This is a genomic window from Streptomyces sp. NPDC028910 (genome assembly GCF_055564955.1).
In genome coordinates this window covers 164172-180266 of the sequence record NZ_JBVHVF010000008.1, presented here as the reverse complement: position 1 = coordinate 180266, position 16095 = coordinate 164172, and the positions used below count along the sequence as shown (strand labels likewise).

General features: G+C 70.9%; 12 protein-coding genes. 6 read left to right on the top strand and 6 right to left on the bottom strand.

Annotated elements, in window-relative coordinates; translation table 11 throughout:
• Positions 1-466: 466 nt before the first annotated feature.
• Both ACZ4TV_RS13590 and metH read right to left on the bottom strand, forming a co-directional pair.
• Entirely contained in the window at positions 467-1168 is a 702-nt protein-coding gene (locus ACZ4TV_RS13590) for an HAD family hydrolase (RefSeq protein ID WP_468134002.1), read from the bottom strand.
• A 109-nt stretch (positions 1169-1277) separates the two neighbouring features.
• A complete protein-coding gene (metH, locus tag ACZ4TV_RS13585; RefSeq protein ID WP_468134000.1) occupies positions 1278-4790 on the bottom strand; it encodes a methionine synthase in 3513 nt (1170 codons plus the stop codon).
• Between the two features lie 278 nt (positions 4791-5068).
• Here metH and ACZ4TV_RS13580 point away from each other — a divergent pair, with 278 nt between their 5' ends.
• From ACZ4TV_RS13580 to ACZ4TV_RS13560, 5 genes are all read left to right on the top strand, one after another.
• Entirely contained in the window at positions 5069-5836 is a 768-nt protein-coding gene (locus ACZ4TV_RS13580; protein WP_468133999.1) for an IclR family transcriptional regulator, read from the top strand.
• A gap of 315 nt (positions 5837-6151) precedes the next feature.
• The gene (locus ACZ4TV_RS13575) at positions 6152-6940 is read left to right on the top strand and encodes an MIP/aquaporin family protein (RefSeq protein WP_468133997.1); all 789 of its coding nucleotides are present in this window, start codon (positions 6152-6154) and stop codon (positions 6938-6940) included.
• Positions 6941-6976: 36 nt separating this feature from the next.
• Positions 6977-8503 carry a glycerol kinase GlpK gene (glpK, locus tag ACZ4TV_RS13570; protein ID WP_468133995.1) on the top strand — a complete coding sequence of 509 codons (1527 nt, stop codon included), beginning with the start codon at positions 6977-6979 and terminating at the stop codon, positions 8501-8503.
• A 44-nt stretch (positions 8504-8547) separates the two neighbouring features.
• Positions 8548-10155, top strand: coding sequence for a glycerol-3-phosphate dehydrogenase/oxidase (locus ACZ4TV_RS13565; protein ID WP_468133993.1), 1608 nt, complete (start codon positions 8548-8550; stop codon positions 10153-10155).
• Between the two features lie 127 nt (positions 10156-10282).
• Positions 10283-11290 (top strand): PAC2 family protein, encoded by a 1008-nt coding sequence (locus tag ACZ4TV_RS13560; RefSeq protein ID WP_468133991.1) that lies wholly within the window; start codon positions 10283-10285, stop codon positions 11288-11290.
• Between the two features lie 206 nt (positions 11291-11496).
• Here the strand turns inward: ACZ4TV_RS13560 and mshC are convergent, their stop codons facing one another.
• From mshC to ACZ4TV_RS13540, 4 genes are all read right to left on the bottom strand, one after another.
• On the bottom strand, positions 11497-12726 hold the full coding sequence (gene mshC, locus ACZ4TV_RS13555) for a cysteine--1-D-myo-inosityl 2-amino-2-deoxy-alpha-D-glucopyranoside ligase (protein WP_468133989.1): 1230 nt from the start codon (positions 12724-12726) through the stop codon (positions 11497-11499).
• 110 nt (positions 12727-12836) lie between these two features.
• A complete protein-coding gene (locus ACZ4TV_RS13550) occupies positions 12837-13679 on the bottom strand; it encodes an SCO1664 family protein (protein ID WP_468133987.1) in 843 nt (280 codons plus the stop codon).
• Positions 13643-14233, bottom strand: a complete 591-nt coding sequence (locus ACZ4TV_RS13545) for a DUF3090 domain-containing protein (protein WP_468133985.1) — start codon at positions 14231-14233, stop codon at positions 13643-13645. The genes ACZ4TV_RS13550 and ACZ4TV_RS13545 overlap by 37 nt, the downstream gene beginning before the upstream one ends.
• A 77-nt stretch (positions 14234-14310) precedes the next feature.
• Entirely contained in the window at positions 14311-15030 is a 720-nt protein-coding gene (locus ACZ4TV_RS13540) for a histidine phosphatase family protein (RefSeq protein ID WP_468133983.1), read from the bottom strand.
• A 55-nt stretch (positions 15031-15085) separates the two neighbouring features.
• On the opposite strand from ACZ4TV_RS13540, the gene corA reads away from it, so the two are divergent.
• Positions 15086-16078, top strand: coding sequence for a magnesium/cobalt transporter CorA (gene corA, locus ACZ4TV_RS13535; protein WP_468133981.1), 993 nt, complete (start codon positions 15086-15088; stop codon positions 16076-16078).
• Positions 16079-16095: the final 17 nt, after the last annotated feature.

The window sequence follows — 16095 nt, the reverse complement described above, 5'->3', positions numbered from 1 at the left end:
ACAGGGGTGTGTGCCGGGGCGGCTGAGGTGCGGCGCAGTGCCCGCCCCGACACTAGTGGCCCGGGGCGGGATGGCTGGAACTGGCCGGACTTGGGGCGTAATCGCACCGTGATGGGAGCGAACTGCCTGTTCACGCGCAGGGCCCCGCAGATTCGGTCAGGGGCTGATCAATCCGGACACAAGGGAAGGGGCAGGAGGTCGGGGGTGGGCCCGTCGGGGGTCTGGCGGGTGACGAAGGTCACCCTGAGCAACCGCCCTGGAGGGGATGGAATTTCAGCCTCCAGGGCCCTCGGCGGAAGATTCTTCCGCAGGATCCTGATCCGGCAGGCGTTCCGTTCGGTACGGAGCGTGCGCGGGAGGTGTCCGTGAGTGTCCGTCTATGCCGGTGTGTGTCGGTGTATGCCGGCGCGGAGCGGGCCGGTGGGGCCGGCGGGGCCGGCCGTGTGGGTGGGGGCGGTGGTCCCGGTCAGTTCATCGGGACGATGAGGGAGCGCAGGAAGGCCAGGTCCACGTCCTCCAGCGAGCGGACGACCGTACGCCCCGGGGCCGGTTCGATCACGCCGACCGAGGGGATGGCCACGACCCGGCAGCCGGCGGCCTCGGCGGCCGCCACACCGGTGCGGGTGTCCTCGATGACCGCGCACCGCGAGGGGTGCGCGCCGAGCGACCGTGCGGCGAAGAGGTACGGGTCGGGGTGCGGCTTGGTACGGACCACCTCGTCACCGGCGACCGTCATCGTGAAGCGGTCGCGGCCGAGGCTGAGCAGGACCTGGTCGATGACCCGCCGGTGGGAGGCGGAGACGAGGGCGGTGGGCACGTTGTGCCGGGCCAGCTCGCTCAGCAGCCGCTCGGCGCCCGGCATCAGCGGCACCCGGTCGGCGATGCGGGCCTCGAAGCGCTCGTTGAGCAGGACGCTCAGCTCGGCGAGGCCGATGGCGGCGCCGGTCGCCTCGATCAGGAAGGTCGCGCTGCGGGTCATCGGGCCGCCGACGACCACGTCGCGCCAGGACTCGTCGAGCCGGTGCCCGAGCTCGTGGAAGATCTCCGCCTCGATCTCCCACCAGAAGCCCTCGGTGTCGACGAGGGTGCCGTCCATGTCGAGCAGCACCGCTTGGAGGGCCGAGTCGTCGGCCGTACGGGCGACGGGGCCGGGAACGGTGCTTGTCATGCGCACACCTCTCAGAAGGGACGAGAAGGCCGGTCACCTCTTCCCGGGGTTCTGGCCCGGGAACAGGCGACCGGCCTGTATGGGACCGACAAGTGTACGTCGGCGGACCTCAGCGTGCGTTGAAATACTTCGCTTCGGGGTGGTGAATCACGATGGCGTCGGTGGACTGCTCCGGGTGGAGCTGGAATTCCTCCGAGAGGTGGACGCCGATCCGCTCCGGCTGGAGGAGGTCGGCGATCTTCGCGCGGTCCTCCAGGTCGGGGCAGGCGCCGTAGCCGAGGGAGAAGCGGGCGCCGCGGTACTTGAGGTCGAACATGTCCTCGACCTTGTCCGGGTCCTCGCCGCCGAAGCCGAGCTCGGCGCGGACGCGGGCGTGCCAGTACTCGGCCAGGGCCTCGGCGAGCTGGACGGACAGGCCGTGCAGCTCCAGGTACTCGCGGTAGGAGTCGGACTCGAACAGCTTCGCCGTGGCCTCGCCGATCTTCGAGCCGACGGTGACCACCTGGAGGCCGACCACGTCGGTCTCACCGGACTCCTCGGGGCGGAAGAAGTCCGCGAGGCACAGGCGCCGGCCGCGGCGCTGGCGCGGGAAGGTGAAGCGGGTCCGCTCGTTGCCCTGCTCGTCCAGGATGATCAGGTCCTCGCCCTTGGAGACGCAGGGGAAGTACCCGTAGACGACGGCGGCTTCGAGGAGGTTCTCGGTGTGCAGCTTGTCCAGGAGGCCGCGCAGGCGCGGACGGCCCTCGCTCTCGACGAGCTCCTCGTACGTGGCTCCGCCCGCGCGGGCCTGCTTGAGGCCCCACTGGCCCTTGAAGAGGGCGCCCTCGTCCAGCCAGGAGGCGTAGTCCTTCAGCGGGATGCCCTTGACCACCCGGGTGCCCCAGAAGGGCGGGGTGGGGACGGGGTTGTCGACGGCGACGTCGGAGCGGCCGCCCGGCTCCTCGGGCTCCTCCGCCTGGAGCAGGGGGGTGTCACGCTTGGCGACCCGGCGCTGCTTGAGTTCGGGGAGGGTGGCGCCGGGGACTCCGCGCTTGACGGCGATGAGGGCGTCCATGAGGCGCAGGCCCTCGAAGGCGTCGCGGGCGTAGCGGACTTCGCCCTCGTAGATCTCGTGGAGGTCCTGTTCGACGTAGGCGCGGGTGAGGGCGGCGCCGCCGAGGATGACCGGGTAGTCGGCGGCCAGCTTGCGCTGGTTCAGCTCCTCCAGGTTCTCCTTCATGATCACGGTCGACTTGACGAGCAGGCCGGACATGCCGATGACGTCGGCCTTGTGCTCCTGCGCGGCTTCGAGGATCGCGGAGACGGGCTGCTTGATGCCGATGTTGACGACGTTGTAGCCGTTGTTGGTCAGGATGATGTCGACGAGGTTCTTGCCGATGTCGTGGACGTCGCCGCGGACGGTGGCCAGCACGATCGTGCCCTTGCCCTCGTCGTCGGTCTTCTCCATGTGCGGTTCGAGGTACGCGACGGCCGTCTTCATGACCTCGGCGGACTGCAGGACGAAGGGGAGCTGCATCTGGCCGGAGCCGAAGAGCTCGCCGACGACCTTCATGCCCTCCAGGAGGGTGTCGTTGACGATGTCGAGGGCGGGGCGGGTCTGGAGGGCCTCGTCGAGGTCGGCCTCCAGGCCGTTCTTCTCGCCGTCGATGATGCGGCGCTGGAGCCGCTCGTCCAGCGGCAGCGCGAGGAGTTCCTCGGCCCGTCCGGCCTTCAGCGACTTGGTGTTGACGCCCTCGAAGAGGGCCATCAGCTTCTGCAGCGGGTCGTAGCCCTCGCTGCGCCGGTCGTAGATCAGGTCGAGGGCGGTGGTGACCTGCTCCTCGTCGAAGCGGGCGATCGGCAGGATCTTGGAGGCGTGGACGATCGCGGAGTCGAGGCCGGCCTTCACGCACTCGTCGAGGAAGACCGAGTTCAGCAGCACGCGGGCGGCCGGGTTGAGGCCGAAGGAGATGTTGGACAGGCCGAGGGTGGTCTGTACGTCCGGGTGGCGGCGCTTGAGCTCGCGGATCGACTCGATCGTGGCGATGCCGTCCTTGCGGGACTCCTCCTGCCCGGTGCAGATGGTGAAGGTCAGGGTGTCGATGAGGATGTCCGACTCGCGGATCCCCCAGTTCCCGGTGAGGTCCTCGATCAGGCGCTCGGCGATGGCGACCTTGTGCTCGGCGGTGCGGGCCTGGCCCTGCTCGTCGATGGTCAGCGCGATCAGCGCGGCGCCGTGCTCCTGGGCCAGGCGGGTGACCTTGGCGAAGCGGGACTCCGGTCCGTCGCCGTCCTCGTAGTTCACCGAGTTGATGACCGCGCGGCCGCCCAGCTTCTCCAGGCCCGCCTGGAGGACGGGAACCTCGGTGGAGTCCAGGACGATCGGCAGCGTGGAGGCGGTGGCGAAGCGGCCGGCGAGCTCCTGCATGTCGGCGACGCCGTCGCGGCCCACGTAGTCCACGCACAGGTCGAGCATGTGGGCGCCCTCGCGGATCTGGTCGCGGGCCATCTCCACGCAGTCGTCCCAGCGGGCCTCCAGCATGGCCTCGCGGAACTTCTTCGAGCCGTTGGCGTTGGTGCGCTCGCCGATCGCCATGTACGAGGTGTCCTGGCGGAACGGCACCGTCTGGTAGAGGGAGGCGGCGCCGGGCTCGGGCTGGGGGGTGCGCTGGGTGACGGCCGTGCCGCGGACCCGCTCCACGACCTGGCGCAGGTGCTCGGGGGTCGTACCGCAGCAGCCGCCGACCAGGGAGAGTCCGTACTCGCGGACGAAGGTCTCCTGCGCGTCGGCCAGCTCGGGGGCGGTCAGCGGGTAGTGCGCGCCGTCCTTGGTCAGGACCGGCAGGCCGGCGTTGGGCATGCAGGAGAGCGGGATGCGGGCGTTGCGCGCGAGGTAGCGCAGGTGTTCGCTCATCTCGGCGGGGCCGGTGGCGCAGTTCAGGCCGATCATGTCGATGCCCAGCGGCTCCAGCGCGGTCAGGGCCGCGCCGATCTCCGAGCCGAGCAGCATGGTGCCGGTGGTCTCGACGGTGACGGAGCAGATGAGCGGGACGGTGACACCGAGCGCCTCCATGGCGCGGCGGGCGCCGATGATGGAGGACTTGGTCTGCAGGAGGTCCTGGGTGGTCTCGACGAGCAGCGCGTCGGCGCCGCCGGAGAGCAGGCCCTCGGCGTTGATCTGGTAGGCGTCGCGGATCTTCGCGTAGGTGATGTGGCCGAGCGTGGGCAGCTTGGTGCCGGGGCCCATGGAGCCCAGGACCCAGCGCTGCTGGCCGGTGGAGGCGGTGAACTCGTCGGCGACCTCGCGGGCGATGCGGGCGCCGGATTCCGACAGCTCGAAGTTCCGGTCGGCGATGTCGTACTCGGCGAGCGCGGCGAAGTTCGCGCCGAAGGTGTTGGTCTCGACGCAGTCCACGCCCGCGGAGAAGTACGCCTCGTGCACGGTGCGCACGATGTCGGGGCGGGTGACGTTGAGGACCTCGTTGCAGCCTTCGAGCTGCTGGAAGTCCTCCATCGAGGGGTCCTGCGCCTGGAGCATCGTTCCCATGGCTCCGTCGGCGACGACCACGCGGGTGGCGAGCGCCTCTCGGAGGGCATCGGCCCGGGTCTGGGTGTCGGCGGGCGGGTTGGGCAACGAAGCCATGGTGGTGCTCCCTGGGATGCGACGGCTGTCGGCTTTGCACCCTCTCGGTCTTCAAGGGTGCACGCGGCCAGCGTAACCGCGAGGTACCAGCCCCGGTGCGGGTGTCCCACGTGGCGGACTGCATTCTGTGGCGGGGGCTTGCCAGGGTGTCCCGGCGACGGTACGGCGCTGGGTTCCCCGACGGTGCACCAGGTCGGCATCGACCGATACTGTTCAGCATTGTCGAACCACGTCACCATAGTCAGTAGATGACAGCACGGTCAGCAGGAGGCTGCGCGATGGCACGGAACATCCAGTCGCTCGAACGAGCCGCTGCGATGCTGCGGCTCCTGGCGGGCGGCGAGCGCCGGCTGGGGCTCTCCGACGTGGCCTCTTCCCTGGGCCTGGCCAAGGGCACGGCCCACGGCATCCTGCGAACGTTGCAGGCCGAGGGCTTCGTGGAGCAGGACCCGGCCTCCGGGCGCTACCAGCTGGGCGCGGAGCTGCTGCGCCTGGGCAACAGCTACCTCGACGTGCACGAGCTGCGCGCCCGCGCCCTGGTCTGGACGGACGACCTGGCCCGGGCGAGCGGCGAGAGCGTGTACGTGGGGGTGCTGCACAAGAGCGGGGTGCTGATCATGCACCACGTGTTCCGGCCCGATGACAGCCGTCAGGTGCTGGAGGTCGGGGCCATGCAGCCGCTGCACTCGACCGCGCTGGGCAAGGTGCTCTCGGCGTACGACCCGGTCGCGCACACGCAGGCGCTGGAGGTGGAGCGCGAGGCGTTCACTCCCCGTACGGTCACGGACGGCGCGGGCTTCGAGGAGATCCTGGGGATGACCCGGGCGCGCGGCTGGGCCGCGGACGTCGAGGAGACCTGGGAGGGCATCGCCTCGGTGGCGGCGCCCATCCACGACCGGCGGCGGATGCCGGTCGGCGCGGTGGCGGTCGCGGGCGCCGTGGAGCGGGTCTGCGGGGAGGCCGGAGAGCCCCACCCGGCCCTCGTGGCGTCGGTACGGGACTGTGCGCGCGCGGTTTCACGCGATCTCGGTGCGGGCCGGTTCTGAGCTCCCTTTAGCAGGTGATGGCCCCTTCGTAGCCACTTTCTGCCCACTTTTCGCCATATCTCGACCATGGAATGGCTTGATTTGGGCGATCGTACCTAGTGGTAACGATCCGACACTTTGGCCTGGCCAGCCCTTGACGCGTTCTTCACCTGGGCGGAAAACTGCCGTTCACCGGTCGGCATTGTCGAACACCTGACGGCAATACGCGCTAGGATGCGACGAGCCAAGGACCGGTGCAGCACTCACCGAGTGCGCGGAACCACCGGAGGGACCCGGTGTCCGCCCACCCCTGGACGTAAGACAAAGGAGTCGCGGGTGTCCAGCTCCGACATCTTCATCGGCGAGACCATCGGTACTGCCGTACTCATCCTTCTCGGCGCCGGCGTGGTCGCCGCCGTCGTGCTCAAGCGCTCCAAGGCGCAGAACGCGGGCTGGCTGGCGATCACCTTCGGGTGGGGCTTCGCGGTCATGACCGCCGTCTACATGACCGGCACCCTGTCCGGCGCCCACCTCAACCCCGCCGTCACGGTCGGTATCGCGATCAAGGACGGCGACTGGGGCAACGTTCCGGTCTACTTCGCCGGCCAGCTGCTCGGCGCCATGATCGGCGCCACGCTGGCCTGGGTGGCGTACTACGGCCAGTTCCAGGCCCACCTCACCGATCCGGAGATCGTGGCCGCCAAGTCCGAGCACGCGGGCCTGGTCGACCAGAAGACGGAGCCGGATGCCGGCCCGGTGCTCGGCATCTTCTCCACGGGCCCCGAGGTCCGCAACGTGTGGCAGAACCTCGCCACCGAGATCATCGGCACCCTGGTGCTCGTGCTCGCGGTACTCGCCTTCGGCCTCAACGACGACGGCAAGGGCCTCGGCACCCTCGGCGGTCTGATCGTCGCCCTGACCGTCGTCAGCATCGGCCTCTCGCTCGGCGGCCCGACCGGCTACGCCATCAACCCGGCGCGCGACCTGGGTCCGCGCATCGTCCACGCGCTGCTGCCGCTGCCGAACAAGGGCGGCTCCGACTGGGGATACGCCTGGATCCCCGTCGTCGGCCCGCTGATCGGCGGCGCCCTCGCCGCGGGTATCTACAACCTCGCGTTCGTCTAAGCCGTTCGCCCACCGGACTTCCCAGGAGCAGCCACCATGACCAGCAGCACCGGCCCCTTCATCGCCGCGATCGACCAGGGCACCACCTCCTCCCGCTGCATCGTCTTCGACCGCGACGGCCGCATCGTCGCCGTCGACCAGAAGGAGCACGAGCAGATCTTCCCGAAGCCGGGCTGGGTCGAGCACGACGCCACCGAGATCTGGACCAACGTCCAGGAGGTCGTCGCCGGGGCCATCGCCAAGGCCGAGATCACTGCCGCCGACGTCAAGGCGATCGGCATCACCAACCAGCGCGAGACCACCCTGCTGTGGGACCGCCACACCGGCGAGCCGGTCCACAACGCGCTGGTCTGGCAGGACACCCGCACCGACGCCCTGTGCAAGGAGCTCGGCCGCAACGTCGGCCAGGACCGCTTCCGCCGCGAGACCGGCCTGCCGCTGGCGAGCTACTTCGCCGGGCCCAAGGTCCGCTGGCTGCTCGACAACGTCGAGGGCCTGCGGGCGCGCGCCGAGGCCGGCGACATCCTCTTCGGCACCATGGACTCGTGGGTCATCTGGAACCTCACCGGCGGCGCCCAGGGCGGTGTGCACGTCACCGACGTCACCAACGCCTCGCGCACCATGCTGATGAACCTGCACACCCTGGCCTGGGACGAGCGCATCGCCGAGTCCATGGACGTGCCGCTCAACGTCCTCCCGGAGATCAAGTCCTCCGCCGAGGTCTACGGCCACGTCAAGGACGGCGTCCTCGCCGGTGTCCCGGTCGCCTCGGCGCTCGGTGACCAGCAGGCCGCCCTCTTCGGCCAGACCTGTTTCGCCGAGGGCGAGGCGAAGTCCACGTACGGCACCGGCACGTTCATGCTGATGAACACCGGCGACAAGATCATCAACTCCTACAGCGGCCTGCTGACCACGGTCGGCTACCAGATCGGCGACCAGAAGCCGGTCTACGCGCTGGAGGGCTCCATCGCCGTCACCGGCTCGCTCGTCCAGTGGATGCGCGACCAGATGGGTCTGATCAAGTCCGCGGCCGAGATCGAGACCCTGGCCTCCTCGGTCGAGGACAACGGCGGCGCCTACTTCGTGCCCGCCTTCTCCGGTCTCTTCGCCCCGTACTGGCGCTCCGACGCCCGCGGTGTGATCGCCGGCCTCACCCGGTACGTCACCAAGGCGCACATCGCCCGTGCCGTCCTGGAGGCCACCGCCTGGCAGACCCGCGAGATCACCGACGCCATGACCAAGGACTCGGGCGTCGAGCTCGCGGCCCTCAAGGTCGACGGCGGCATGACCTCCAACAACCTGCTGATGCAGACGCTCTCGGACTTCCTGGACGCCCCCGTGGTGCGCCCGATGGTCGCCGAGACCACCTGCCTCGGCGCCGCCTACGCCGCCGGCCTGGCCGTCGGCTTCTGGCCCGACACCGACGCCCTGCGCGCCAACTGGCGCCGCGCGGCGGAGTGGACCCCGCGGATGCCCGCCGAGCAGCGGGAGCGCGAGTACAAGAGCTGGCTCAAGGCCGTCGAGCGGTCGATGGGCTGGGTCGACGACGAAGACGCCAGCTGACCGCACGGCCGGCGCAATCGACGAGTAAGTAGGAGTCACGAGATATGAGCAGCCTGCAGAGCGTTCCCGCACTGGGCACGCACCCGACCGCCGGCTCGAACGCGAGCCGCGCCGAGACCCGTGAGCAGCTGGCGAAGGCCACGTACGACCTGCTGGTCATCGGCGGTGGAATCCTGGGCACTTCGGTGGCCTGGCACGCCGCGCAGTCGGGTCTGCGGGTCGCCATGGTGGACGCCGGCGACTTCGCCGGCGCCACCTCCTCGGCCTCATCCAAGCTCGTCCACGGTGGCCTGCGCTACCTGCAGACCGGTGCGGTCAAGCTGGTCGCGGAGAACCACCACGAGCGGCGGGTGCTGGCCAAGGACGTGGCCCCGCACCTGGTCAACCCGCTCACCTTCTACCTGCCCGTCTACAAGGGCGGTCCGGTCGGCGCGGCGAAGCTGGGCGCGGGCGTGTTCGCGTACTCGGCGCTCTCCGCCTTCGGCGACGGCATGGGCAAGGTCATATCGCCGGCCCGTGCCGCCGCCGACAACCCGGGCCTGAAGACGGACAACCTCAAGGCCGTCGCGGTCTACTACGACCACCAGATGAACGACTCCCGCGTCGCCGTCATGACGGTCCGCGCGGCCGTCGAGTCCGGCGCGGTCGTCCTCAACCACGCCGAGGTCACCGGGCTGCGCAAGACGCGGGGCCGGGTCACCGGCGCCGAGCTCAAGGACCGTCTCGACGGCACCGAGTTCGGGGTCGACGCGCGGGTCGTGCTCAACGCCACCGGCCCGTGGGTGGACCACCTGCGGCGCATGGAGGACAAGCACTCGATGCCGTCGATCCGCCTCTCCAAGGGCGCGCACATCGTCATGAAGCGCAAGTCGCCGTGGAAGGCCGCCATGGCCACCCCGATCGACAAGTACCGCATCACCTTCGCCCTGCCGTGGGAGGACCAGCTGCTGCTGGGCACCACCGACGAGGTCTACGAGGGCGACCCGGCGGACGTGCGCGCCACCGAGTCCGACATCCAGCAGATCCTGGACGAGGCGGCCTTCTCGGTGAAGAACGCGGACCTGGACCGCTCGCTGATGACGTACGCCTTCGCGGGCCTGCGGGTGCTGCCCGGCGGCCCCGGCGGCGTGGAGAAGGCGAAGCGCGAGACGGTGGTCTCCGAGGGCGCCGGCGGCATGCTGTCGGTGGCCGGCGGCAAGTGGACGACGTACCGCCACATCGGCCGGGTGGTCATGGACAAGCTGGCGAAGCTCCCGGGCAGCCCTCTGACCGAGGACATGGAGCCGGTGAAGTCCCTCGTGCGCCGGGTCCCGCTGCCCGGTGTCGCCAACCCGAACGCGGTCGCGCACCGGCTGCTGGTGGACCGCGAGCCGGGCAGCCGGATGGACCCGCTGACCGCGCGCCACCTGGCCTCGCACTACGGTTCGCTCGCCTTCGACATCGCGCGGATCGCGAACGAGGACCCGGCGCTGGCCGAGCGCATCCACCCGGACGGTCCGGAGATCTGGGCGCAGGTCGCCTACGCCCGGGACAACGAGTGGGCCGAGACGGTCGACGACGTGCTGCGCCGCCGTACGACGGTGACGATCCGCGGCCTGGACGACGCGGCCGTGCGCGCCCGGGTCGAGGAGATGCTGGGTCACCGGGCATAGCTCTCCCGCAGGTGGGGAAGAGGGGCGGTTCCGAGGGGAACCGCCCCTCTGTCGTGGGCTGTGGCTGGTGTCGTATCAAGGCTTAGGCTGACCCACGTACGCAAGGGAACTTCGGAAGGAGACCTGGGTGATCGAGCTTGAGGGCGTGCCCGAGCTGATCGACCCGGTCATGGTGGCCGCGTTCGAGGGCTGGAACGACGCGGGTGACGCGGCCTCCGGTGCGGTCGCACACCTGGACCGGGAGTGGAAGGGCGAGGTGTTCGCGGCGCTCGACGCCGAGGACTACTACGACTTCCAGGTCAACCGGCCGACGGTGTGGCTGGACAACGGGGTACGGAAGATCACGTGGCCGACGACGCGGCTGTCGGTGGTCCGGATCGGCGGCGCCAAACCGCGGGACCTGGTGCTGGTCCGGGGGATCGAACCGTCCATGCGGTGGCGGTCGTTCTGCAACGAGATCCTCGGCTTCGCGCACGAACTGGGCGTGGAGATGGTGGTCATCCTGGGCGCGCTGCTCGGGGACACGCCGCACACGCGGCCGGTGCCGGTGAGCGGGGTCACCTCGGACGCGGACCTGGCGCGGACGATGGACCTGGAGGAGACCAAGTACGAGGGCCCGACCGGCATCGTGGGGATCCTGCAGGAGGCCTGTACGCACGCGGGTGTCCCCGCGGTGTCGCTGTGGGCGGCGGTGCCGCACTACGTGTCGCAGCCGCCGAACCCGAAGGCGACGCTGGCGCTGCTGAACCGGCTGGAGGACCTGATCGACATCCGGATCCCGCTGGGCGAACTGCCGGAGGACGCGCGGGCGTGGCAGCTGGGCGTGGACCAACTGGCCGCCGAGGACAGCGAGGTGGCGGAGTACGTCCAGACGCTGGAGGAGGCGCGGGACACGGCGGACCTGCCGGAGGCGTCGGGCGACGCGATCGCGCGGGAGTTCGAGCGGTACCTGCGGCGGCGCGACCCTTCCGCCGCCGCGGGGGGCGAGCCGGGTGACGGGTCGTACCTGCGGGACACCTCCAGCGGCCTGACCCGCCCCCCGAAGCGCAAGCCGGACCCCTCTGCGGAGGAGCCGCAGCCCCCGGCCGTGACGCCGCCGGAGGACGACACCCCGCCGGAGCCCCCGGAGGTGTAGCCCGTGCGGGCCGCTTCCCGGGGCGCTGCCCCGGACCCCGCGCCTCAAACGCCGGCGGGGCTGGGTTTGGCTTCGCCCGGCGGGATGCCGAACGCCGGCGGGGCTGGAAAATCCAGCCCCGCCGGCGTTTGAGGCGATCTTTCAGCCCCGCCGGCGTTTGAGGCGCGGGGGTCCGGGGGCAGAGCCCCCGGCAGCGGCGCCGCTGGTTACAGGGCCACGCCCAGGAGGGCGTCCACCGTGCGGGAGACCAGGCCCGGGGCCGATTCGTCGTCGCCGCCCGAGGCGTTCTGGGCGTCCACCCAGCGGTCCACGGCCGCCAGCGCGGCAGGCGCGTCCAGGTCGCGGGAGAGGGCCTCGCGGACCTCCTCCACCAGCGCGTCGGCCGGCAGGCCGTCCGGCCGGGACACGGCCGCGCGCCAGCGCTCCAGCCGGGCCTCCGCATCCGCCAGCACCGCGTCCGTCCACTCCCAGTTCGCCCGGTAGTGGTGCGACAGCAGCGCCAGTCGGATCGCCACCGGGTCGACTCCGGAGCGCCGCAGCGCCGACACGAAGACGAGGTTGCCCTTCGACTTCGACATCTTCTCGCCGTGCAGCGCCACCATGCCGGCGTGCACGTACGCCTTGGCCATCGGGAACTCGCCCGTCAGCGCCTGCGCGTGCGACGCGCCCATCTCGTGGTGCGGGAACGCCAGGTCCGACCCGCCGCCCTGGACGTCGAAGCCCATGCCCAGGTGGTCCAGGGCGATCGCCACGCACTCGATGTGCCAGCCCGGCCGGCCGCGGCCCAGCGAGCCGCCGTCCCAGCTCGGCTCGCCCGGACGCGCGGCCATCCACAGCATCGGGTCCAGCGGGTTCTTCTTCCCCGGTCGGTCGGGGTCGCCGCCCCGCTCCGCCGAGAGCAGCCGCATCGCCTCGGCGTCGAGGTTCGAGACCCCGCCGAAGTGCGGGTCGGACTCGACCGAGAAGTAGACGTCGCCCTCGAGCTCGTACGCGGCGCCCGCGTCCCGCAGCCGTTCGACCAACGGCACGATGCCGGGTATGGCCTCGACCGCTCCGATGTAGTGCTGCGGCGGCAGGATCCGCAGGGCCGTCATGTCCTCGCGGAAGAGCGCGGTCTCGCGCTCCGCCAGCTCGGTCCAGTCGAGGCCGTCGCGCAGCGCCCGCTCCAGGAGCGGGTCGTCCACGTCCGTGACGTTCTGGACGTAGTGGACCTGGCGCTTGGTGTCGAGCCACACGCGCTGTACGAGGTCGAACGCGTTGTAGGTCGCCGCGTGACCGATGTGGGTCGCGTCGTACGGGGTGATGCCGCAGACGTAGATACGGGCGACGGGACCGGGGTCGAGGGTGATCGTCCCCTGGGTCGCGGTGTCGTGGATCTGGAGGTCGCGGCCCTTGCCAGGAAGGGCGGGGACCTCAGAAGCGGGCCAGGCATGCATGCCACGAGCCTAACCGGACGGATGTTCCGGAAACGAACCGGACCTGCACTGTTGTCTTGATCGGCACTCTTGCGATCGGGCCGGTTCTGTGCGTGTGGCCGATGGCCGGTTCAGACCGGTGGCCAGGGGATCGCCGGCCACTGCCCGGACGGCAGCGGATGGGTTCCGGTGCGCAGCAGGTGCCCCACTCGGGCCCGTACGGCGGCCAGCTCGGCCGCCGTGATCAGTTCGGCCAGTCGGGTGGCGAGGGGGGCTCCCTCGGCCAGCTCGGCGGCCAGCCCGCCCAGCACCTCGCGCGCCTCGTCCGTCAGCGGCTCCCCGGCCCAGCCCCACAGCAGGGTGCGCAGTTTGTCCTCGGCGTGGAAGGTCACGCCGTGGTCGATGCCGTACAGCCGTCCGTCGGGCGCGGTCAGCAGGTGGCCGCCCTTGCGGTCGGCGTTGTTGATCACGGCGTCGAGTACGGAGAGGCGGCGCAGCCGCGGGTCGTCGGCGTGGACGAGCAGGGCGGTGCGGCCCTCCCCGACCTCGGCGAGGGCGACGGGCTTCCAGCCCTCCCCCGCCTCCTCGCCCTCGACGAGCGCGAGCAGCTCGGCGCCGGGCGCCCCGCCCTCCGGGGTGTCGATCCACCGCTGGACCATGCCCTCGCCGTACGGTCCGTCGCGCAGCACGGTGGTGGGCACCAGGCCCCACCCGGTGGCCTCGGAGACCAGGTAGGCGGCGACCTCCCGCTGGGCGAGGTTCCCGTCGGGGAAGTCCCACAGCGGCCGTTCCCCCTTGACCGGCTTGTACACGCAGTCGGCGCTCACACCGTCGTACGTGACACTGCACAGCAGGACGGCATTGGACGCCTCGCGGATCCGGCCGACGACGGTCAGCTCGCCCTTCGCGAGCATTTCCTCGTACTCCCCCAGGTCCGTCACGGTTGGCGCCGGTAGCCGTTCTGGCGCGGGCACACGTGCCCCTCCGGGTCCAGCGGCAGACTGCACAGCGGGCACGGCGGGCGCCCTGCGTTGACCACGTCCAGGGCCCGCTTGGCGAAGGCCCGGGCCTGTGCGCCGGTGAGGCGGACCCGCAGCATCGGCGGGCCGTTCTCCTCGTCCTGGAGCAGCCGCTCCTCCGCCTCGGCGAGGTCCTCGTCGGACTCGGCTTCGAGTTCCACCAGCGCCTGGGCCTCGACGATCATCCGCTGTTCCTCGCCGTCCCAGGCCAGGGCCATGGTGCCGACGCGGAACTCCTCGTCGACCGGGACGTCCAGCGGTGCGGTGTCGGTGGCCTCGGCGGGGGCGACGGCCGGGACCGGGGCATTGCCGCCGGTCCGCCGTACGACCTCGTCCAGCAGCTCGTCCATCCGCTCCGCCAGCGCGGCGACCTGGGTCTTCTCCAGGGAGACGCTGGTGACGCGGGGGCCGGCGGAGGCCTGCAGGAAGAACGTACGGCGCCCCGGCAGACCGACCGTGCCGGCCACGAAGCGGTCCGGGGGGTCGTAGAGGAACACCTGACGGGGCACGTCCAGTCTCCAAGTCTCGGCGGCAGGGGCAGGTCTGCGCCCTTGTGTTGGCCCGTCCACCCTACTGCGCCGCCCGATCAGGCCGCGCCCGCGCCGCCCCCCACGACCGCGTTCCCCGCGTCTTCGGCTTCTTTGTCCGACGCGACGGGTTCCGGTGCGGCCGGACGGCGTACGAGCGAGCCGAAGTCCCCGGTGTCGCCGAGCCGGAACATGAACGGCCGGGTGGGCGTGTACCGGATGGCGGTCACCGAGCAGGGGTCGACGTGGATGCGCTGGAAGAGGTCCAGGTGCATGCCCAGCGCGTCCGCGACAAGGGACTTGATGACGTCTCCGTGCGAGCACATCAGGAAGACGGCGTCGCTCCCGTGCTCCTCCTCGATCCGCGCGTTCCAGTCCCGTACGGCGTCCACGGCGCGTGCCTGCATGGCGCGCATGGACTCGCCGCCGGGGAAGGCGGCCGCCGACGGGTGCTGCTGGACGATCTTCATCAGCGGTTCGTCGGAGAGTTCGGAGAGTTTGCGGCCCGACCAGTCGCCGTAGTGGCATTCGCCGATCCGCTCGTCGGTGTGCAGTTCCAGCTCCGGCCTGGCGGCCATCAGGGGTGCGAGGGTCTCCCGGCAGCGTTGCAGCGGGCTGGTGACGGCTGCGGCGAGCGGCACCCCCGCCAGCCGCCCGGGCAGCGCGGCGGCCTGCTCGGCGCCGCGCTCGTCGAGGGCCACTCCCGGGGTCCATCCGGCGAGCAGCCCAGCGGTGTTGGCGGTGGACCGCCCGTGTCGTACGAGGATCAGCGTGGCCATGGAGGCCAGCGTATGCCGTGACGCGGGCGTGCGGGCGGGCCGTGGGCAGGGAAGAATGCGCCGCGTGATTGTGGACTGCGCGATTTATCGGGACGGCCGCCGCACCGAGGGACCGGAAGACTTCTCGGATGCCCTCGACGAGGCGCGGGCGACCGGTGACGCCTTCCTCTGGGTCGGCATGCACGAGCCGTCGGCGGAGGAATTCGACCACGTCCGCCAGGAGTTCGCGCTGCACGCGCTGGCGGTGGAGGACGCGCTCACCGCGCACCAGCGCCCGAAGCTGGAGGTGTACGACGATTCGCTGTTCGTCGTCCTGAAGCCGGTGGTGTACGACGAGGCCGCGGACACGGTGACCACGGACGAGCTGATGGTGTTCGTCGGCGACTCGTTCGTCGTCACGGTCCGGCACGGCGAGGGGGCCCCGCTGGCCGCCGTACGCCGCCGGCTGGAGCAGGAGCCCGACGTACTGCGGCACGGCCCGACGGCGGTGCTGTACGCGGTGTCCGACGCGGTGGTGGACCACTACATCGAGGTGGCGGCCGAGCTCCAGGCGGACCTGGAGGAGCTGGAGGCCGACGTCTTCGCCCCGAACGCCTCGGACAGCAAGAACACCGCCGCCCGGATCTACGGGTTCAAGCGGCAGGTGCTGGAGTTCCGGCGGGCCACGAGCCCGCTGCTCCAGCCGATGGACCGGCTCGCCTTCGGGCAGGTGCCCTTCGTCCACGAGCACGCCCAGCCGTTCTTCCGTGACGTCGCCGACCACCTGACGAGGGCGAACGAGTACATCGAGGGCCTGGACCGGCTGCTGTCGGACGCGCTCGCGGCGCACCTCGCGCAGATGGGCGTCCGGCAGAACGACGACATGCGCAAGATCTCGGCCTGGGCGGCGATGGCGGCCGTCCCCACGATGGTGGCGGGGATCTACGGGATGAACTTCGACGACATGCCGGAGCTGCGGCAGACCTGGGGCTATCCGGCGGTGGTCGTGCTCATGGCGGCCCTGTGCCTGGGCCTGCACCGCATGTTCAAGCGCCGGGGCTGGCTGTAGGTCCGGTCCGGTCCGGT